This is a genomic window from Nocardiopsis sp. NPDC055551, from assembly GCF_053619415.1.
In genome coordinates, this window is record NZ_JBSHJJ010000001.1 from 164,708 (window position 1) to 185,539 (window position 20,832).

At 70.2% G+C, this 20,832-nt stretch carries 17 protein-coding genes; 6 read left to right on the top strand and 11 right to left on the bottom strand.

Going from position 1 to position 20,832, the window contains the following annotated elements:
* Positions 1-59: 59 nt before the first annotated feature.
* Together ACWGSK_RS00675 and ACWGSK_RS00680 are read right to left on the bottom strand one after the other, a co-directional pair.
* Complete coding sequence (locus tag ACWGSK_RS00675; protein WP_452454865.1) at positions 60-1,268, bottom strand: AI-2E family transporter; 1,209 nt, start codon at positions 1,266-1,268, stop codon at positions 60-62.
* 297 nt (positions 1,269-1,565) lie between these two features.
* Complete coding sequence (locus ACWGSK_RS00680) at positions 1,566-3,419, bottom strand: sigma factor-like helix-turn-helix DNA-binding protein (protein WP_452454866.1); 1,854 nt, start codon at positions 3,417-3,419, stop codon at positions 1,566-1,568.
* Positions 3,420-3,840: 421 nt separating this feature from the next.
* On the opposite strand from ACWGSK_RS00680, the gene ACWGSK_RS00685 reads away from it, so the two are divergent.
* The 6 genes from ACWGSK_RS00685 to ACWGSK_RS00710 all read left to right on the top strand — a co-directional run bounded on the left by ACWGSK_RS00685 (position 3,841) and on the right by ACWGSK_RS00710 (position 9,777).
* Positions 3,841-4,521: a DUF1028 domain-containing protein gene (locus ACWGSK_RS00685; protein WP_358513435.1), complete on the top strand. Its 681-nt coding sequence runs from the start codon at positions 3,841-3,843 to the stop codon at positions 4,519-4,521.
* Between the two features lie 214 nt (positions 4,522-4,735).
* Positions 4,736-5,638 (top strand): SEC-C metal-binding domain-containing protein, encoded by a 903-nt coding sequence (locus ACWGSK_RS00690; protein ID WP_452454867.1) that lies wholly within the window; start codon positions 4,736-4,738, stop codon positions 5,636-5,638.
* Between the two features lie 271 nt (positions 5,639-5,909).
* Complete coding sequence (locus ACWGSK_RS00695; RefSeq protein ID WP_452454868.1) at positions 5,910-8,189, top strand: catalase; 2,280 nt, start codon at positions 5,910-5,912, stop codon at positions 8,187-8,189.
* Between the two features lie 308 nt (positions 8,190-8,497).
* A complete protein-coding gene (locus ACWGSK_RS00700) occupies positions 8,498-8,905 on the top strand; it encodes a spore-associated protein A (RefSeq protein WP_452454869.1) in 408 nt (135 codons plus the stop codon).
* Positions 8,906-8,924: 19 nt separating this feature from the next.
* Complete coding sequence (locus ACWGSK_RS00705; RefSeq protein WP_452454870.1) at positions 8,925-9,341, top strand: spore-associated protein A; 417 nt, start codon at positions 8,925-8,927, stop codon at positions 9,339-9,341.
* A gap of 19 nt (positions 9,342-9,360) precedes the next feature.
* Positions 9,361-9,777, top strand: coding sequence for a spore-associated protein A (locus ACWGSK_RS00710; RefSeq protein ID WP_452454871.1), 417 nt, complete (start codon positions 9,361-9,363; stop codon positions 9,775-9,777).
* Between the two features lie 54 nt (positions 9,778-9,831).
* On the opposite strand, the gene ACWGSK_RS00715 is transcribed toward ACWGSK_RS00710, so the two are convergent.
* From ACWGSK_RS00715 to ACWGSK_RS00755, 9 genes are all read right to left on the bottom strand, one after another.
* Positions 9,832-10,731 carry a GntR family transcriptional regulator gene (locus tag ACWGSK_RS00715; protein ID WP_452454872.1) on the bottom strand — a complete coding sequence of 300 codons (900 nt, stop codon included), beginning with the start codon at positions 10,729-10,731 and terminating at the stop codon, positions 9,832-9,834.
* Positions 10,732-10,812: 81 nt separating this feature from the next.
* Positions 10,813-11,844, bottom strand: coding sequence for a 4-hydroxythreonine-4-phosphate dehydrogenase PdxA (gene pdxA / locus ACWGSK_RS00720; protein WP_358511565.1), 1,032 nt, complete (start codon positions 11,842-11,844; stop codon positions 10,813-10,815).
* Entirely contained in the window at positions 11,841-13,055 is a 1,215-nt protein-coding gene (locus ACWGSK_RS00725; protein ID WP_358511568.1) for a four-carbon acid sugar kinase family protein, read from the bottom strand. Before ACWGSK_RS00725 ends, pdxA begins: the two co-directional genes overlap by 4 nt.
* Entirely contained in the window at positions 13,052-14,101 is a 1,050-nt protein-coding gene (locus ACWGSK_RS00730; RefSeq protein WP_358511571.1) for a 2-keto-3-deoxygluconate permease, read from the bottom strand. The genes ACWGSK_RS00725 and ACWGSK_RS00730 overlap by 4 nt, the downstream gene beginning before the upstream one ends.
* Positions 14,102-14,402: 301 nt before the next feature.
* A complete protein-coding gene (locus tag ACWGSK_RS00735; protein ID WP_452454873.1) occupies positions 14,403-14,885 on the bottom strand; it encodes a hypothetical protein in 483 nt (160 codons plus the stop codon).
* Between the two features lie 199 nt (positions 14,886-15,084).
* A complete protein-coding gene (locus tag ACWGSK_RS00740; RefSeq protein WP_358511577.1) occupies positions 15,085-15,864 on the bottom strand; it encodes a hypothetical protein in 780 nt (259 codons plus the stop codon).
* Between the two features lie 10 nt (positions 15,865-15,874).
* Complete coding sequence (locus ACWGSK_RS00745; protein ID WP_358511580.1) at positions 15,875-16,408, bottom strand: hypothetical protein; 534 nt, start codon at positions 16,406-16,408, stop codon at positions 15,875-15,877.
* A 2-nt stretch (positions 16,409-16,410) separates the two neighbouring features.
* Positions 16,411-18,150 (bottom strand): hypothetical protein, encoded by a 1,740-nt coding sequence (locus tag ACWGSK_RS00750; protein WP_358511583.1) that lies wholly within the window; start codon positions 18,148-18,150, stop codon positions 16,411-16,413.
* Positions 18,151-18,495: 345 nt separating this feature from the next.
* A complete protein-coding gene (locus ACWGSK_RS00755) occupies positions 18,496-20,787 on the bottom strand; it encodes a HelD family protein (protein ID WP_452454874.1) in 2,292 nt (763 codons plus the stop codon).
* Positions 20,788-20,832: the final 45 nt, after the last annotated feature.

Sequence of the window (20,832 nt, forward strand, 5' to 3'; positions counted from 1 at the left end):
ATCGCGCCGGTCGGGACACGTCCGGTCGGGGGCACGGGCGCGGCCCCGACCGGGCGCGGTCAGTCCCGTGCGCCCGGATCCCGATCGGTTCCCTCGGAGGACGAGTCGGGGACCCCACCGTCCTCGGCCTCGGTCCGCCCGGGATCGTCATCCGCCACGGCCCTGGCCGGCAACAGCGGGTGCTCGGCGACCTCGTAGCGCCGGATGTAGGTGCCCAGGAACGCCTGAAGGCTCGCGCCGATCGGCAACGCGAGCAGCGCGCCCGGAGCGCCCAGCACGGCCACGCCCGCCAGGACCGAACCGAAGGCCACGGCGGGATGCATGTCCAGGGTCTTGGCGGTGATCCGCGGTTGCAGCAGGTAGTTCTCGAACTGCTGGTAGACGATGACGAACACCAACATCCACACCGCCGGCCACACACCCTCGACCAGCGCCACCAGCACCGGGACCGCGCCGCCGATGTAGGTGCCCACGGTCGGGATGAATTGGGACAGCACCCCGATCCACAGCGCCAGCGCGAAGGCGAAGGGCACGTCCAACAGGATCAGCACCACGTAGTGCGCGGCACCGCAGATCAACGCCAACAGCGCGCGGGAGTACAGGAAGCCGCCGGTCTTGGCCACGGCGATCTCCCAGGCCCGCAGTACCTCGCGCTGGGTGCGCGGGGGCAGGACCGAACAGATCACCCGGCGAAAACGCGGGCCGTCCGAGCACAGGTAGAAGGTGAACAGCGCGACCGTCAGCGCGTTGAACAGCAGCACCAGAAGGGTCGTTCCGGCTCCCCACACGTTGTTGGCGATGCCGGTGGCGTACTGCTCGATGAGTCCGCTGACGCTGGAGACCTCGTTGAGCAGCGTGGTGGGGGAGTAGGAGGTGTCGAACGTGCCGTTGACCCACCTCAGGGCGGCCCGGACCATCGACGGGACCTCGGAGACGAAGGCCAGGACCTGACCGATGAGCATGGAACCGAGCATGCTGAAGAACACGACGGCCACCACCAGCACCACCAGCATCACCGCCCCGGTCGCGGGTCCGCGCGGCCAGCGGTGCCGGTGCAGCCAGTTGACCGCCGGTTCCAGGGCCAGGGCCAGGAACAGGGAGATCAACAACAGCATGAAGAGGTTCTGCAGCTTGAGGAACAGCCACAGCCCGACACCGAAGGCCATGACGATCCACAGGGCCAGCAGCATGGCGCGGGGCAGCCACCGGGGCATGCCGCCGCCGCGGTCGTGGCGCGGGGCACGGGGTGGGGAGGGGCTGGTGGACACGCGGGATCTTCCTCACTGTGGACTCGGTACGGCGGGACCCTTGCCGGACGGTGAGGGGAAACCGGCCCTGGAGCACGGGGGCGCGCTCGGTGGTCCTTCGCCGACCTCGGCGCGGGGCGCCGACGTCGTTCTTCGGCAGAACGAGGTCCACCGTACCGACACCGAGGGCGTGCGAGGGGCCCACCGGTGCACGGGAGGGGTGCGTGGGAGGTTGCGCGGGAGGTGAGGGGCGGGGCCCCGGGGGAGGGCGAATGGACGTCCGGGGGAGGGGCGCGGGCGTCCTTCCCCCGGGGGACGTCAAAGGTGCGGGGTCAGGAGGGTGAGCAGGTCCTGGTCGCCGCGGTCGGTCAGGTGGGCCATGAGCTCGGGCGCTTCGGCGTCCTCGGGCAGACCGACGGCATGGATCAGGGAGGACAGACCGTCGGTGAGCGAACGCCCGGCCAGGTACAGGGCGGCGGCGAAGGGATCGTCGGGGACGGCGTCCGCCTTGTGGAGCCGGCACAGCACCCGCCCCTCGGTGAGGGTGATGAAGGCGTGGTCGCCGACCCGGGCGTCCTCGACCAGGAGCAGGGGGCGGATCGAGTTCATCAACGGCTGGTTCTTCCACGCCGCTATGGAGGGGCGATCACCGATACGTACCGGCAGTCGGCAACCCGGACCCATCCCCACGCTCACGGCGAAACCGCTGGGGATCGGAAAGCCCGACCCGCGCAGGTGTTCGCCGTTGAGCTCCACCCGAAGCCACCACGCCCCCTCGGTGTCGCGGAAGCAGCGGCGGGTCCGCTCGACCACCCGCCGGGGCCGATAGGGGGTCCGCGCCGCCACGAGACCCGGTAGGGCCACCCAGCCGGGGCGGGGGCGGGTGAACTCGCTGCCCGCGGCCATGGCGCGGATCGAACTCTCGGTGATGTCGAACCAGTCGGTGATGCGTTCGATGAGCGTGCCCACGGGCATCTCACCGCCCGCCTCGACCAGTTGACGGCGCATCGTCTCCTCCAGGCCGAGGTATTCCCTGCCGCCCCAGGCGCGGAGTCCGAACAGCCGTCGGTCTCGGCGCATGATGCGTTCGTCGCCGTGGACGCGTTCCCGGAAACCGGACTCGTTGAAGCCGGTGCCGACCCGTTCGAGGAGTTCGTCGAAGTGCAGGGGGCGTCCGACTGCGGTCAGCACGGCGAAGGCCTTGTCGGGGAGGTTTCGGCCCCAACGCACGAGATGGCCGTCCATCACCCGAGCGTGCGGCAGCGTGGACAGCCACCCCAGGGCGTGCTCTTGGGGGACGCCGCCTTCGAGGGGCACGCGTTCGGCCTCCTCCAAGGGGATCACGGTCCGCTCGGCCAGTTCCTCGGTGAGCCTTCCGACCAGGGCCGTGGACTCCTCGGAGGTGATCCAGCTGTCGACGACCCGGTGGCCGGGCAGCAACCTCAAGAGGACCTCGCCCACGCGCAGGTCGAGGGAGGGGAGGACGTCGGGGTACTCGGGGGACAGGTCCCAGAAGGCGTCGAGCGGGGTGGCCACACCCAGGTTCCTCGACAGTTCGGGCAGGTGCGCGGCGGTGCGTGCGCCTCGTGCGCCCTTGAGTCGGGAGCGCACCTCCTGGGCGACCTGCTTGTGGATCTGCCGGATGCGTTCGCGGGTGACCCCGAAGCGTGAACCGAGGGTGTCCAGGGTCTCGGACTCCAGGGTGAGGACCCGGCGGCCGGCCACGGCACGGCGTCGGGGATCGGCGGTGGCGAACCACCCCTCGATCTCGGTGAAGAGGGGGCCGGTACCGGGGCCGGTGGGAGGGGCCTCCCACGGCAGGTGGTCCAGCGCCGTCAGGTACAGGTCGTGCAGGTACTTGTGGGCGCCCTCGGGGTCGGGCCACTCGTGCGGGTGGGTGGCCAGGACGTCGGGGTGCTCACCGGTGAGGTAGAGCGCGGGCATGATCTCGCCCAGGGCGAGATCCTCCCAGTGATCCAGGGTGAGGTGGGCCAGGCCGGTGGCCAGGTGGTCGGGGCCGACGGTGTGCAGGGCCCGGGGCAGGGTCACCTGCCGCCACCAGTGTTCCTCGAAGAGGTCGGGATGTCCCAGGGCCTGCCGGACGGATTCCTCGCAGGTGTCGTCGAGGGGTGGGACGAGGTGGGCGAGACGGATGTCGAGGGACCTGGACAAGGGCGACCTTTCCGTGGTCGGGGGATCGGGAGATGACGGTTCGTGAGGTGGGAACATCACACGTTCCTCCCACGCGCGCGTCACCCGGGACGGGGTTATGCGGGATACGCATAGCGGTTGCCGGGGTGCCGCCTTCGTTCCACGTAGGTGATTCGGTCCATGGACGACATGTTAAACGAGCGGTTCGGCGGCGTTTCCCCGCCCGTTTTCGGTCCGCCCGAAGCCAACGGTTACGGCATCGGACAGGATTCGCGGGTCGGCCTCGGATCCATGCGGGAACCACGGAAGCGCTCCGGCCGCGCCTTCGCCCGTCCGCGGCCCGGATCCTCGTCCCCGACGACCGGGACCGCCACCCCGATCGGTACGATCCTCGGTGAGCCGAGGACCTGGTCGGCCGGGGTGTGGGAGGAACGGAACGTTGTTGTACGCGGGCACCTTCACGATCGTCGCCCACGATCGAAGCAGCGGCGCGTGCGGGGTGGCGATCAGCAGCCGGATGCCGGCGATCGGAGCGTTGACGGTGTTCGCGCACGCGGACTTCGGCGCCGTCGCCACACAGGCGCTCATCAACCCGCTGTTGGGGGTGGACGCCCTGGAACTGTTGGGTTCACGCCCCGCGGCGGAGGCGTTGGAGGGGGCACTGGCCAAGGATCCCGACCCCGACTCGCGTCAGGTGGTCGTGGTGGACCGGCAAGGCCGCTCGGCCGCGCACACCGGTACCATGACCCACCCCTGGTGCGGTCACCGGACCGGGGACGGCTTCGCGGTGGCGGGCAACATCCTGACCGGCGCGGACACCCTCGACGCGATGGTCCACGCCTGGTCGACGAAGTCGGACCTCACCTTCGACGAACGGCTGCTCAGCGCCCTGGAGGCGGGGCAGGCCGCCGGAGGCGACCGCAGGGGCAGGCAGAGCGCCGCCTTGTACGTGCACATGGGCAACCCCTACCCCTACCTGGACCTGCGGGTGGACGAACACCCAGACCCGGTCGCCGAACTGCGCAGGGTGCACGGGGTGGCCCGGCGGGAGCTGCTGCCGTTCGTGGCGGCCCTGCCCACCAGGGCCGACCCGGGCGGCTCCTTCGAGCGGCTCCACGAATGACCGGGCGGCGTGAGGTCGGCCACGTGCCGGAGGCTTCTAGGGCGTGTTCCGTGGATGCTGCCCGTCGCGAGCGGCGCATCCAGTGGTGCCGGCACAAGGCCGAAGAAGGAGTCAGCCCGGGTTTGGCTATCGACTGATGAGAACGCTGTGACGGTGCCGCTGGGGCGCCGTGCAGCAGGGTACGTATTCGCGGAACACGCCCTAGCCTGGTGGGATGACCGAACCTGCCTACTCGGCCCCGCTCTCACCTCGGCTGGTGGCGGCCATCCTCGACATGGACCTGCCCCAGCACCTGCTCGACGACCTGGCCCAGACCCCCGACCAGACGGGGGACATCCTCCTGGGCGCCGCGGCCGAGATGCGCGAGCGCCGCCCCGACCTGGCCCGTCGGGTGCTCGACCTGCTGCGCGAACACGCCCCCGAACCCGACTACCGCCAGTACGCCACCCACATGTTGGCGGGCCTGCTCCGCTCCCAGGGCGCGGTGGCGGAGGCCGACGGACTCATCGACGAACTGATGAGCCCGGGGGTGCTGGGCCGGCCCATGGCGGCGGTGCTCGCCGACGAGTTCGCCGCCGACGGGGACCTGGATCGTGCCCTGTACTGCTACAACATCGCCTGTCGCAGCATCCTCGCCGAGCCGGTGGAACTGCTGGAGCGCATGGATCCCGTGGGTCTGTTGCCGCTGATGGGCCGCGCGCGGGTGCGTGAACGACTGGGGCTGCCCGCGGACGAACACGATCGCGCGGTGCGCGCGGCGGATGAGGCCCGCCCCTCATTGGAGGAGGAGATGGGTCTGTTGGAGGAACCCGTCGAGGAGGCCCCCGACGCCCGGGTGGTGCTCGGTGGACGGGCCCGGGAACACTACTCGGGGATCGAACGCGCTCTGCGCGAAGGCGGGAACGGGCAACGGATCGTTCTGGCCGAGCAGGTGGAGATCGACGCCTACGCGGGCGAGCACGGACTCGACCCGGCGGTGGAGGAGACACGGAACGCGTGGGCGCGCACCCTGCCCGAGGACCGCGTGGTCGCCTGGCCACCGGAGCGCAATCGGCCCTGCTGGTGCGGTTCGGGCCGCAAGTACAAGAAGTGCTGCGGATCCCCTTCCGCGCGCTGACCGGTCGACGCCGCCGCCATGGGCGCAAGCGGGCCGGTACCGGTGAGCGGCGCGTCCCGGCGGACGGGGGTGACCTGGTCCAGGGGCCGGCCGGCCTCCCGGCCATCGGCTCGGGCAAAACCCGGGTATAGGTTCGCGTGATTCGTGGGGCTCATGCGTCAGCCGACTCACCATCGGGTAGCGGAGCGTGTGCGACGCAACCGAAAGTCATGGGCTGTAGCCGTGTGTCATATCGACGCGCGTCGGCAACCCGTACGCGTGAGGGAGAACCATGGCCAAGGAAACCAACCCGATCAAGGCGGCGGTCGACAAGGTCTCGGAGGCGGTCTCGGAGGAGAAGGACCCCGCCGCGGACATCCCCGGCCGCCCGACCGAGCAGCCTCCGCCCCTGGAGGAGCCGACCGAACCGCGGGCGCCCCTGCCGCCCAAACCCGACCAGGACAAGCCGGCCTCGTATACGGCGACGGGCCGCCCGGTGGAGGGTCTGGCCGACTCGCGCTCCCAGGAGAGCGCCTACCTGACCAACGCCCAGGGCACACGGCTGCCCGACTCCGACCACTCGCTCAAGGCGGGCCCCCGCGGTCCGGTGCTCCTGCAGGACCACCACCTGCGGGAGAAGATCATGCACTTCGACCACGAGCGCATCCCCGAACGCGTGGTGCACGCCCGTGGAGCCGGCGCTCACGGTGTGTTCAAGGGGTACGGGACGGCCGGAGGCGTCACCAAGGCCGCCTTCCTGCGCAAGGACGTGGAGACCCCGACGTTCACGCGGTTCTCCACGGTGGCCGGTTCCCGGGGGTCGATGGACACCGCACGCGACACCCGCGGCTTCGCCACCAAGTTCTACACCTCCGAGGGCGTCTACGACCTGGTCGGCAACAACATCCCGGTGTTCTTCATCCAGGACGCCATCAAGTTCCCCGACGTCGTCCACTCGGTCAAGCCGCACCCGGACCGGGAGATCCCCCAGGCCCAGAGCGCGCACGACAGCTTCTGGGACTTCCTGTCCCTGCACACCGAGGCGCTGCACCACACCATCTGGTTCATGGCCGACCGCGGCATCCCGCGCTCGTACCGGACCATGGAGGGCTTCGGCGTCCACACGTGGCGGTTGGTCAACGACGGTGGCGAGACCACCCTGGTCAAGTTCCACTGGAAGCCCAAGGCGGGTGTGCACTCCCTGGTCTGGGAGGAGGCGCAGCTCGTCGCCGGCGCCGACCCCGACTTCCACCGCAGGGACCTGGCCGACGCGATCGAGGCGGGCGCCTACCCGGAGTGGGAGCTGGGCATCCAGACCTTCCCGGACACGCCCGACCAGACCTTCGAGGGCATCGACCTGCTGGACCCGACCAAGATCGTTCCCGAGGAGCTGGCGCCGGTCCAGCCGATCGGCCTGCTCACGCTGAACGCCAACCCGTCCAACTACTTCGCCGAGACCGAGCAGGTCGCCTTCCACCCGGGCCACCTGGTGCCCGGCATCGACGTCACCGACGACCCGCTGCTGGCCGGGCGCCTGTTCTCCTACCTGGACACCCAGCTCACCCGATTGGGCGGGCCCAACTTCGCGCAGGTGCCGATCAACCGTACGCACGCGCCCGTCAACGACATGCTGCGCGATGGCATGCACCAGACGGCGGTGCACGAGGGGGTCGCTCCGTACAAGCCCAACAGCCTGGACGGCGGCTGCCCCTTCTTCGCCGGCGCCGAAGAGGGCGGGTACGTCGAGGTCCCCGCGCGGGTGGAGGCCTCTCGGCGGGTCCGAGAGGCACCGGAATCGTTCGCCGACCACTTCAGCCAGCCTCGCCTCTTCTGGTTGAGCCTGTCGTCGGTCGAGCGGGAGCACACCATCTCCGCGTTCACCTTCGAACTCGGCAAGTGCTACGAGGACGCGATCAAGGAACGCACCCTACGCGCGCTCGCCGAGGTCGACCCCTACCTGTGCGAGCAGGTGGCCAACGGCCTCGGACTCCCGGCTCCCAAGGCCACCCGGGAACTCGAATCGCCCGCGCCCAGTCCCGCGCTCTCACAGTTGGGCGGCACGTGGCCGACCAAGGGGCGGGTGATCGGCGTCATCGCCGACGATGGATCGGACCTGGACGTGGTCCGCGCACTCAGGGACGAGATCTTCGACGGGGGCATGGTGCCGCTCGTGGTCGGCCCCACCGGTGGGACGCTCGGCGCCTCGGGCGATGACCCGATCACCGTGCAGCGCAGCTTCGCCACCGCCCGGTCCATCGAGTTCGACGCGTTGATCGTGGCGGGGCTCCCCGCCGCGGGGGACGACGCCAACCCGTCCCGTGACGGCAAGGCGTGGACTGGAGGCGCCGACACCGCCGTCGATCCGCGGGTGTCGCTCATGCTCAACGAGGCCTACCGGCACGCCAAGGCGCTGGGCGCCCTGAACGTGGCCCGGCCGGCGCTCGACGCGGCGGGGGTTCCCGTGGAGTCACTCGGTGTGGTCGTGGGCGACCAGGGCGGGACCATCCTGCGAGAGGTCGTCGACCTGCTCGGACGGCACCGGGTCTGGGACCGGTTCCCCACTCACGCCTGACCGGTGTGGACGCTGTGGCCCCCGTGGAGCGAATTCTCCACGGGGGCCGTCGTCTTGGTGGCCACATGTGGCAACGAACCCGGACGGAGCCTGGGGCATCGGGGACGTCGATTGAGGACGATTTATGAGTAATTGTCGCAGGTGAATATGGTCGGATGTTCTTGATGTGCGATGAATTCGGTATCGGGTTTCTTTGGGTGGTGAGTTCATAAAGCCCTGGTGTAAGAAAAACAAATGGTGATCGCAAGGGTCTCGTGGCACGCTTCCTCTCGTCTCCCCAACGGGGGCGAGAACAAAGGAGAGCGTGTATGAGAGCACTTCGTGGAGCCACCGTCACCGCGGCCCTGGGGTTGGCGGCCATGGGGGTCCTGGCCGCTTCCCCCGCCCACGCGGCCGCGTACAACGGTGCCTGCGGCAGCGGGTACGCCGTCGTGAACCAGATCGAGATCGGCGATTCCGGTACCACTTTCCTCACCTACAACAACTCCACCGGATACAACTGTGCCGTCACCGTGCGCGACACCCCCGGGGACCCGGTGGAGATGGTGGTCGGCCTCAAGCGCACCCCCGACGACGCGAGTGAAGCGGTCCAGGACGCCGGCATGTACACCACCTACGCGGGCCCGGTCTACCTGCACGCCGCGGGGACCTGTGTCGACTGGTACGGCTTCATCGGCGGCGACAACAACCACGAGAACGAAAGCAACTGCGGCTGACCCGCACGGAGGAGATGACATGAGGAAGTTCGTCGAAAGGTCTCTCGCCGTCGCCGGGGCGGCCGTGTTCGCCACCACCGCGTTGTGGACCACCGCCTCGCCCGCGTCGGCCGCCACGTACAACGGTGCCTGCGGAAGCGGGTACTCGGTCGTCAACCAGGACGGCGTCGGTGGTCTGGGGACGGTGTTCCTGACCTACAACAACTCCACCGGTCAGAACTGTGTGGTGACGGTCCGCAACAATCCGGGGCAACCGGTGGTGTGGATGAACGCGGCCATTCGCATCGCCGGTGACCAGTCCACGATCGTGGAGGACCCGGGCCACTACACCACCTACGCCGGGCCCGTGTACCTCAACGCCGCCGGCAAGTGCGTCGACTGGGCCGGGATCATCTCGGACCAGAGCGGTGGGGACGAGGCCACCAACTGTGGTTGACACACGAGGAGGAGAAGACATGGGCAAGCTCGTTCGAAGGACCTTCGCGCTGGTGGCGGCGGCCGGGATCGGTGCCGCCTCACTGGTCGGAGCGGCCTCACCCGCGGCGGCAGCGGCGGACTACAACGGTGCCTGCGGGGACGGTTACGCCATCATCAACAGCTACGACATGTCCTCGGATCGAGGCACCATCTTCCTGACCTACAACAACTCCAACGGCTACAACTGCGTGACCACCGTGCGCACGGTCGCCGGGACCACCACCCTGGTGGAGGCGATGGTGCGGGTCAGCGGAAGCACCGACTGGGTCATCGACTCCGGCGACTACACGACCTACGCGGGCCCGGTCTACGTGGAGGCCGCGGGCAAGTGCGTCGACTGGGGCGGCACGATCGGCACCGAGACCCGGACGTTCCCGAACCAGCACTGCGGCTGACCTCCGCACGTGGATGAGGGGTGGGCCCGCACGGGCCCACCCCTCATCGTGTTCTCAGTCGCGCAGGCGGTCCAGTTCGGAGCGCAGCTCGTCGACGAGGGACAGCGCTCGGTCCAACCCCGTGTCCGTGCCCTTGTCCGTGCCCGTGTCCAGGGTCTGGGCACGGCCCCGGTCGGGACGGGCCAGGGACGGCCCCGGCGCGATGTTCACCTGTTCGGTGGACCCTGCGGCCTCGATGTCGAAGACCACCCGGTCCGACCGGTGCCAACTCTCGAACCACTCCAGCGGGGTACCGGACCGGTCGAAGGTACCGCCCTCCAAGAGCAGCAGCGGGGAGTTCTCGGCCACACCGAGCTCCCTGGCGATCCCCGGGTCGGCGGGGACCGCCCGAATCTGGCGTCGGCCACCGGAGGGCACCACGCCGAAGTGCGACTCCATGAGCCGGTGCAGCGAGGAGTCGGTGAGCATCTCGGCGTCCAGCCCGGCGAACCGGTCCGCGGGCAGCCAGGTGCGCACGTAGGACAGGGGGTCCCCGTCCACCGAACGCACCCGCTCCAGGCGGAGCAGGGAACGCGTGCCCAAGTGTTCCTCGGCCGAGGGCACCCCCGAACGCACCGGGTCGAGGGAGACCACCTTCGTGGAGAGGGCGAGCCCCTCGGCGGAGAACTGGTCGAACAGGCCGGTCACCCGCTGCACGAGACGGTGGTGTTCGGCGCGTACCGCGGCGACCGCCGCCCGACCGTGCGGGCGACGGACCACACCCTCGTCCTCCAGGGTCGACAGCGCCTGACGCACGACGCTGCGCGAGACACCGAAGCGTTCGCGCAGGGCGGCCTCGCTGGGCAGGGTCTCCCCGGGGGCGATCGTATGGTCCTGGATCTGCGCGCGCAGCACGTCCGACACCTGGGAGTGCAGTGGGCGCGGGTCGGAGCGGTCGACAGGCATGACGGCCATTCTAGGCAGTGCGCAGAGGCCACCAGCTCGCTGAACGGGTGGCCTCTGCGACGGGACGCGGAGCGCGGTGCGGCCCCGGGGTCAGGCCTCGGAGCGCGTGGCCCGCCAGACGTGGCCCCAGCCCGGGGCGAGTTCGGCGGCCCGACGCAGCGCCAACACCAGGCTCGCCTCACGGGCGATCCCCCGCCCGGCGATGTCGAAGGCGGTGCCGTGGTCCACCGACACCCGCACCACGGGCAGCCCCGCGGTGATGTTGACCCCGTCGTCGCCGTAGACCGCCTTGAACGGCGCGTGTCCCTGGTCGTGGTAGCAGACCGCCACCAGCTTCCAGTTTCCGCGAACCGCCGCCGGGATGAGGGCGTCGGCGGGGATCGGTCCGTGCGCGTTGATGCCCTCGGCGCGGGCGAGCTCGATCGCCGGCGCGAGGACGTCGGCGTCCTCGTCGCCGAACAGCCGATTCTCGCCCGCGTGCGGGTTGAGTCCGGCCACGCCGATGGGTTCGTCCGGGGAGCCCTGCGCGCGGGCGAAGGCGTTCATCAGCCGCAGCACCTCAAGGGTGCGCTCCGGGGTGACGTCCTCGATGGCCCGTCGCAGCGACACGTGCGTGGTCAGGTGGAAGAAGGACAGCTCCCCGGCGGACAGCACGAGGCTGTAGTCGCGCACCCCGAACTCGTGGGCGAGCAGTTCGGTGTGACCCGGCCAGTCGTGCCCGCCCAGGTGCATGGCGGCCTTGTTCAACGGCGGGGTGACGATGCCCTCGACCAGGCCGCGCTTGGCCAGGTCGACCGCCTCGATCACGAACCGGGCGGCCCCGTCGCCGGCCTCGGCGCTCAGCTCACCGGTCGGGACGTGGCCCAGGGAGGGGCCGGTCTGCACGATGTCGATCACCGAGGGGTCGTCGGCCGCGTCGGCGGGAGACTCGACCGGGTTGACCGCCAAGGGGTCGCCGCCCACCGCGGTGACGGCGTTGCGCAGCGCGTCGACGTCACCGACGACCACCGGTCGGGAGTACTCGCGGACCTCCGGGTGGTGCAGGAGTGCCTTGGCGGTGATCTCCGGACCGATTCCGGCGACGTCGCCGAGGGTGACCGCGAGGGTGGGGCGGTGGCTCATGCGTGGGTGCCTTTCGTGTGGCGGACCGCGTCGGCGGCCTCGATGAGGGCGTTGGGACTACCGAAGCCCCCGGCCTTGGTGACGATGGAGTGCCCCTCGTGAGGGCCTCCGGTGAGGGTGCCCAGCGGGATACCGGGGGCGACCTCTCCGGTCAGGGTGATGGAACGTGCCCGCAGCGCCTCGGTGAGGGCTCGGGCGCCGTCGCCTCCTGTGACGACGAAACCGGACAGTGGGTGCCGCTCGGCCACGCGCGCCGCCAGCTCGCCGAACCGGCGGGCCACCAGAGCGGGGGACAGACCACCGTCACGGTCGTCGGGCGCGACCAGCGCGGTGTGCGGGCAGGCGGGATCGAACCCGGCCACGACCTTGTCGGACCAGGCCCGCCACGCCTGGTCGTCGCCCAGGTCTGTGGTCGTGGGCTGCTCCACCCGGGTCCACTCGTCCACGACCAACTCGTGCACCTGACCGCGTGCGGCCTGGTGCAGCGAGGTGACCACCACCAGTGCGGGTGCGGGCTCGCGGACCGGACGCCAGGACTCGGCGAGCCGTGTCGCCAGACCGGCCGAACCGACCGGGACGACCCGGTCGCCCAGGAGCGTGATGGCCGCGGCGATCCGGGCGAGGTCCTCGTCGCTTTCGGCGTCGACCACCGCGACCGGTCCGGCGGCGCGCAGCCGTTCGGCGTCCTGCTCGGGGTCGGTCCCGGTCAGGCGCACGTGCCGAGCACCCAACAGTTCGGCGACGCGGCTCTCGGTCACCGGGGAGACGGGGTCGGTGCCCACGGCGGTGCGGTGCACCTCCACACCGTCCACCAACAGGACCCCGTCACGGACGATACGACCGTTGGCGGGGAACGCCGTGCAGACCACCGCGACCGAACCCGGGTGCCAGGCCGCCAGGACGCCGTCGATCTCGGCCCGGATGGGGCCGCGCAGCGTGGAGTCGACCTTCTTGTAGAGCAGCCTCGTACCGGCCTCGCGCAGTCGACGAACCTCGGCGGAGGCCGTCGCCGCCGCCTGCTCGTCGGGCAGGGCCCGGGAGTCGGTGGTCACGGCGACGACGTCGGCGGTGGCGTGGGCCGCGGCCAACTGGAGTTCGGTGCGCCAACCGGCGCGCACGAACTGCACGGCGGTGTCGCCCGCGCCGGTGAGGTCGTCGGCGACCACGGCGATGTGCGGCGCGGATGACGCGTCGTGAGCGGTGGCGCTCATGACCGGTCCCCCTTCGTGACGGTGTCCGTGGGACTCTCGGCCCCGTCGAGTGCGGCCTGTTCGGCCCGCTCGGCCTCGGCGGGCCGGGCGCCGGCGCGGCGCAGTGCCCAGGTGGTGACCAGCGGCGCGAGCAGGGCGGTCACCAGCACGCTCGCGGCGACCTGGGAGGTGGCGGTGCCGACGTAGGCGGCGAAGGACGGGTCGGCGGCGGCGACGATGGCCGGGGTGGCCACGGCGTTGCCCGAGGTGGTCCCGGCGGCGAACCCGACGCCGGACTCACCACCGCGACGCAGCAGGAAGCGGTACCCCAGGTAGACCAGTCCGCCGGTGAACAGGACGATCACCACGCCCATGACGATGCCGCCGAGACCGCCGCGGACGACGTCGCCCAGGTCGATACCGGTGCCCAGGGCGAAGGCGAAGAACGGGATGACAATGCCGGGCACGGGCTTGAGCACCTCGCGCCACTTGGCGTCCACGTTGCCGATCACCACGCCCAGCAGGAACGGCAGGATCGCGGCGAGCAGGGTCATGAAGGGGATCTGACCGAGCCCGGAGGCGCCGATGAACAGCAGCGCGAAGAACGGGCCGTCGTTGACCGCGCCGGCGATGTAGGCGCCGCGGTCCTTGGTGCGCCCGTACTGGCCGGTGATGGCCAGCCACAGGCCGCCGTTGGCGTTGGTGGCGGCGGCGATCATCGCCAGGATCGACACACCGAGGATCCCCTCGGGGCCGGTGGCCATGGCCAGGGCGATGATGAGCAGGCCGGGCACGACGCTCTTGCCCAAGAGGACCACACCGGTGGTGGCCAGGACGGGGCCACTGGTGCGGAGGGTGACCTGGGTGCCGGTCGCGAAGATCAGCAGGGCGATGAGCGGCATGGCGCTGTCCTTGAACAGCGCGGTGGTGAAGCTGCCGATGTCGAGCGCGCCCGGGGCGAAGGTGCCCAGGATCGATCCCAACACCAGCGGGACCAGCATGGTTCCGCCGGGGATCTTGTTCAGCCAGTGGTAGAGGGGAACCACCGACCCGTGGTCGTCACGCATGAGTGTCCGTTCGAAAGGGCCCCTCGGGCGGCGAGTCTCGGGGCCGGGTCACATATTGTCCGTACAGAGTGTACGTACAATTTTGTTCCGCGCCACCCCCTACTCACATCCGGGCACGCCGAAGAGGGCCCTCCGACGCTCGGATCCCCGATGGGAAGGGCATTTCGAACAATGTGAATCGGACGGATCCGTCCGCGGCGCCCGGCCATCGGAAGGCGGACGGGCCTGCCGGCGTGGTTCGGGGCGCGAGTACGGGAAGTGCTGCGCTTCCCCCTCGGCGCGCTGAAGGTCTCCGCTGGGCTCAGCGGGCGCGAAGGCGCGGCATGGGCGGGATGGGACGGTCGGGACGGAGAGGGCGTCCCGCCTGTCGGGGCGCCCTCCCTTCGCGGACACAGTCCAGAACCTCACCGGCGGCACACCGACCCGCCTGCTCGAAACCCCACCGATTGGAGTCGACGTCGTGCCAGACGGCGTCACGCAACAGGACGCGCACGGTGTACGGAGGCGTTCCGCGTCCGCGCAGTCGCCACCCCTCCCGGAACCCGTTCTCGAACGCCGTGACGAATTCGCTGGGGATCGGGGCATCGGTACGCCGACGGGCTTCGTGGCACTCGGTGGGCAGGTCGTCGACGAACGCCACGGAGCCGGGAGCCGGGACATCCTCGGGAAGTGGTTCGGCGTCCAGCCACACCAGGGCGAAATGACCTGGACAGGCGGTCTGGACGATCTGCCGGACGAACACGCCGGTGACGGGTCGGGGGAGTGGGAGTGGTTCGACGGGCACGGGTCGCTCCGCTCCTTCGCGCGTTGGGTGGGAAACGTGACCCAAGGGTGCCTGAGATCCCCGCCCCGGGCCGGATGAGTTCGCTTCTCCCCGAAACGGCTGACGAGTGAATGAAAGAATCCCTGACCCCACGGGCCTCCGTTGCCCCGGTATGGCGGCCCTGCTCGAACCTATCGGTACGGCACTACCAGGGTCGTGATCAGAACCGGTCGTCCCCGACCGCACGAAAGGAATAGGCGCTCCCCACGAAACGGCCGTGGACACCGTTGTACTCCGGTTCGGGACCGGCGGACAGGATCGCGTACACCTCGCCGTCCTCACCGAGGAGAGCGCGCGCGAACACCTGGAAGGGACCATGCACGTCGTGCTCGTAGCGGTAGGAGAGCACCTCGTCCACCTCCTGGCCCTCTTCCGTGTCCTGGTCCTCCCGATCGAACTCGGGACGGGACCCCGCCTCGTGCTCCAACCGGTCCAGCGCCCGCCCGGGGGAGGTGACGTCGGGTCCGAAGGACCTGACCTGGATGAAGTGACGTCGAGCGTCCGGGGTGAAGAAGACCTTGAAGACGCCATCCTCGGGCGGCTCCTCCTCACGGCTCCAACGCTCGGGCACGTGCAGGAGGAAACCCTGATGGTCCTCCCAAACGCTGTAGCCGTCGGGTGCGGGATCCTCCTCGCCCCCACCTTCGTCCGCGCCTTCGTCCGCGCCCAGGGTGGGCACGTCATCGGGAGGGGAGGGCGGGGGGTTCTCCTCGGGTTCGGAGGTCCCGGCGGAGACGCTCTGCTCGTCCTTGTCGTCCTCGTCATCGTCGTCGGGGAGGACGAATATCGCGGTCAGCATCAGGACGATCAAGAACCCAAGGACCGTGAACGATCGGACCGGATAGGCGGACACCGACCGAACGGAGACTGCTCCACCCGAGGGCTCTGGGAAGGAGACCCAACGTTGCCGTTCGGCGTCCCAACGCAGGTTTTTCGACATCGGTCCTTCCTCAAGTCAGTAGACGTCGCGCCATGTCCGCCAGTGTGACCGCGGAGGCCAGGGCGCCCAGAGCCGTGTTCCCCGGGGCCAACCGCTCCCACAGTCGGCGCAACAGCCCTTGGTCGGCGCTGCCGCTCTGGGTGATCGCGAGCTCGGCCTCGGCCAGTTCGGCGTCGACCACGGTCACTTCGGAGGTGTCGGCGAGCAGGGGCAGTTGCCCGCGCAACAACCGGATCTGCTCCAGGAGCTCCTGGAACCGCTCGTCGTCGGGCGTGACGTCGGTTCGCGCCGTACTGTTCTCACCGGTGGCGATGGACACGCCCTCGGCGTCGCCGCCGATGACCACCGAACCGGCGGAGTGGTCCCCGGTCGGCGCGGGAGCGACCCGCCGGTCGGGTCGAGGCCGCGCGTCGTCTCGCCCCACCGGAACCGAGGTTCGGGCGTCGCCTCCGGTGCCGGTGGAGAACGCTCCACCACGCACCGACCCTCCGATGAAGACCGAGCCCGAGCCGGTCCGGTCGTTGTCGTCGTTGGTACTGGTCATCTCTACTCCTGGTCCGTGTGAGGGGGCGCGTCGGCGGTGTTGGCCCGGGCTCCGCTTCCGGTGGCGATCGATCCGGCCATGGACCCACCGACGAACACGCCACCGCCACCGACGTTGACCACCTGTTGTTGGAACTCGTCGGTCATGTAGCCGGCCTCTGCGAGGGCCTGGTGGGTACCGGAGGTGATGCGGTCCTGAATGGTGGTGACGTAGCGGTTGATGTCCATCTCCTGGAACATCGACCAGGTCTCGCGCGCCCCCACCTCCCGGATGCTGACCCGGGGCCCCTCCAGGGGAAGGTGGGAGGTGGCACGCCACCCTTCGCGCGTCCAGGAACGCAGGGCGTTGAACCCGGAGAACAGGGTGGCGACCGTCACCGCAGGGCCGGCCGCCAGAGTCGACATCCGTAGCCGGATCGAACGTTCGGTGAGGTCGTCCACCTGGTGGAAACTCGACCGCGGTGGGGCCAGCACGTAGGGCAGTACCTCCAGCACGAGGAGGTCGCCCTGGGTGTGCACGCGCAAGAAGACGGTGGTGACGACCTCCTCCTGCCAGCCGCCCACTCGGATGCGCAGGAAGTGCCGTCGCTGTTCGGCGCCTTCCCCGGTGGCCTCCGCCAGGTGCGCGTGCACGTCGGTGGCCCGGTAGGGCAGGGTGGCGCGGCGCAGATCCTCGGGCAGGTCGCTCGGCAGGAAGACGCACTCCCGCAGTTCCAGTTCGTTGAGCCGGTCCTGGCTGGTGCGAGTGGTGCGTTCGGTGAGTTCGGCCAGCCGGGGGATGATGAGGTCGAGCACCCGGCGGCCGGACAGGCGCCCGGGGGCGGTCGCCTGTCCGGGCCGCGGCCTCAGTTCCAGGGTCAGGGACCAGGGTTTGCGCGGCACCCCGGCGCCCAGGAACGGCTCGTCCGCGTTGTACAGGGCCAGGGGAGAGAACTGCTCGGTCTCGATCGCCGCCAGGATCCTCGCGCGTCGGGAGGCGAACGGCGTATGGGAGGTGTCCGGGGGGAACCCGGTGAACCGGTCGCGGGACAGCTCCGTCCACAAGATCCTGGAGATCGCGCTTCGGTGCCAGGCCCCCACCAGGAGCAGCAGCGCCGGTAGGGACAGGACCACCAGGCCCTCGACGATCTTCTCCGTGACGAAGGTCGACAGGATCACGTACGCCGAGAGGGCCATCAAGAACCAGGTGGAGAGGGGCAGGATCCCGAAGCGGAACCTGGCGAATCGTCCGGTCGGTGGATTGCCCGAGCCGTCGACCACCAGGGCGGACCGGCCCTGTCCGTACGGGGAGCGTCGGGCCAAGGAGAGCAGGCTCGCCACGGTGAAGAGCATCAGCGAGATCAGCAGGGCGCCGCCCAGGCCGGGCCCGGCCTGGTCCGGGTCCAGGCTCAGGTTCCAGTTCGTGACCGGGAGACTCAGCGTGATGATCGTCAGGCCGGTCACCCAGATCAGCAGGATCAGGACGGCGCTCCCCAGATCCAGGTTCCGGGCCCGCAGGGCGTGTCCGAGGACGGTCGAGGCGTCGTAGCCCAGGGAGGGCGGAACCAATCGTTCGGGGTGCTCGACCAGCTCGGTGATGACGGTGTCCCGGAACGCGGGGTCGAGGTAGGTGCCCGCGCTGAGCAATCGGGTGGCCTCACTGCGACGGTGCGGAGCGGTGTCGACGGGAGGAAAGGGGGAGGACGGTGCTTCCGGGGTGGGGGAGGCGTCATGGCCGTGGAGGGTCTGGTTCGGTGCTTCCATTCTTCCCTTCGTCCAGAGAAGTTTTCTTCCGCGGGAATGAACCAGAATTATAGGGCGCGGATTGGGGGATCGGCCATCGAACGGAGTAATTCTCTGGGGCGAAAATCGAAATGTGTATGTTTGCCTTTTTGGGGAACTTGAGTGGATTCATGATGTTCTTCGTCCGCCCTTCTGGTGCCGATGGTCCTGGTGAGCGCTCATGTGGGTGAAGTGGTTCTTCTTCGGGTGGGGGTGCGTGCGGGGCGCGTGTTCGATCAGGGGTGAAGGGGGAATTCAGCGGGGGAATCCTTTGGTGGCCGGGATGGGACATCGCCTATTCCAGCCCGACCACGTGCTCGGATCGCCTCAGTCGCGCAACCGGGAAAGGAGGCTCGGCAGTTCTCGGTCATGGGCCACGGTCAACCGGCGGGTGGCGCGGGTGACGGCCACGTACAGGTCGTTGGCGCCACGGGGCCCGTGGAGCACCTCCTCGGGGCGCACCACGATCACCGAGTCGAACTCCAGCCCCTTGGACTCGGTGGCCGACAGCACCACCACGGGCGCCGCCTCCTCGTCCCGACGCCGTTGGGGGCGGCCCGCTCCGGGCAGGGCCTCGGCCACGTCCACGAGGGAGGCCTCGGAGGTGATGACGGCGACCCGTCCCTCCACGATCGCCTCGGTCTCCTCGGCCACCAGGGCGGGCAGCCCGGACAGGTCCTCGGTGAGCCGCACCGCCCGGGGCGGGTCCCCGTCCTCGCGCACCGACTCGGGCACCTCCTGGTCCGGGGCGGCCACGCGCAGCACGTCGGCGGCGACCGCCATGATCGGCGCGGGCGTTCGGTAGTTGACCCGCAGCGTCTCCACGTGCACCTTGTCGCGGGCGTACGGTTCGAGCGCGGCGGTCCACGAGGAGGTGCCCGCGGCGCTGCCGGTCTGGGCCACGTCACCCACCACCGTCAGGGAACGGGTGGGGACCCGGCGCATGATCGACCGCCAGGCCATGGACGACAACTCCTGGGCCTCGTCGACGATGACGTGTCCGTAGGTCCAGGCCCGGTCCGCCCCGGCCCGGTCCGCGGTGGTCGTCGCCGGCCCCGAAGCCCGGTGACGGTCGGCCAGGGACGCGGCGTCCAGCCCCAAGAGTTCCTGTTCGGCCAGGCCGGTGAACTCCAGCACCCCCTGGGCGTAGCGTTCGGCCTCGGCGCGCTCGGCCTCCTCCCGCCGATCGCGAGCGCGTTCGGCGCTGTCGTCGTGGCCCAGGAGCTCGGCGGCCTCGTCCAGCAGGGGGACGTCCTCCACCGTCCACGGGGACCCGTTAGGGCGGTACAGGGTGGTGGCATCGGGCACCTTGGACGCGGTCGCCACCCGGGCCAGGGCCTCGTGGTCGGCGAACAACTCACCGAGCAGCCGCCCCGGGGTCAGGTCCGGCCACAGGGCGTCCAACGCCCACCGGACGGGGTCCTCGTGCCAGAGGCGTTCGCCGATGAAGGGCAGGTCCTCCTCGACCACCGGGCGGCCCAGCAGGGTGGCCTCGGCGCGGGCGAGTTCGGTGAGCAGGGTGGTGACCACGTACTTGCGGGCCACGTTGTGCGACAGCCGCAGGCCCCGGGCGGTGGTCAGGACCCCCTCGCACACCGGCCCGGGGACCACGAGGTCGCCGGCGTCGGTCCTCACCCGCAGGTCCTCCTCGCCGAACGCCCGCGATGGGGTGCGCCGTCGGTCGTCGATCGCGGCGCGCACGAAGTCCGCCATGGCCACGGACCCCTTGATCGCGGCGACGTCGTGGCCCTCGCGCGCGGTGGCCTCCACCCCGGGCAGGAGTTCGCCCACGGTGCGCATCACCACGTCGGTCTCGCCCAGGGAGGGCAGCACGTCGCCGATGTAGCGCAGGAACGCCGGGTTGGGGCCCACCACCAGCACACCGCGCCGTTCCAGGACCGCGCGGTGGGTGTAGAGCAGGTAGGCGGCTCGGTGCAGGGCCGCCACGGTCTTGCCGGTGCCCGGCCCGCCCTGGACCACCAACACCCCGGACAGGGCGGAGCGGATGACCCGGTCCTGTTCGGCCTGGATGGTGGCGACGATGTCGCCCATCCGACCGGTCCGGCCGCGATCGAGCGAGGCCAACAGCGCGGCCTCGCCGACCAGTTGCCGCCGGTCGCCATCGCTGAGACCGTCGGGGTCGAACACCTCGTCGTCCAGGCCGATCACCGTGCGGCGACGGATCCGCAGGTGGCGGCGGCGGGTGATCCCCTCGGGCGCGCCCGGGGTGGCGGCGTAGAAGGGGCGGGCGGCCGGGGCGCGCCAGTCCACGAGGATGGTCTCGTACTCGCCGTCGCGCAGGCCGATCCGGCCCACGTACCGGGCCTCGGTGTCCCCGTCGGAGTGGGCGAGGTCGATCCGGCCGAAGCACAGGCCCTCCTCCACCGCGTTCAGCTGTGCGCCGCGCAGGGCCTGTTCCTGGGCACGCGTCTCCCGTTCCACGATCGCGGCGTAGCCGGAGCGGTCCTCCTGGAGATGGACGGCGGCCAACCGCTCGCCGGCCCGGGCGCGCAGCACGTCCAGGCGCTCGTACATCGTGGTGACGCGTTCCTGCTCGGTGGCGATCGCCGCGGCCTCCGTCGCCGTGACGGAAGGACCATCTTGACGGTCTTTGTTCAAGCTGCTATCCTTGCGGTGAGAAGTTAGCGAATAGCTCTATTTTTG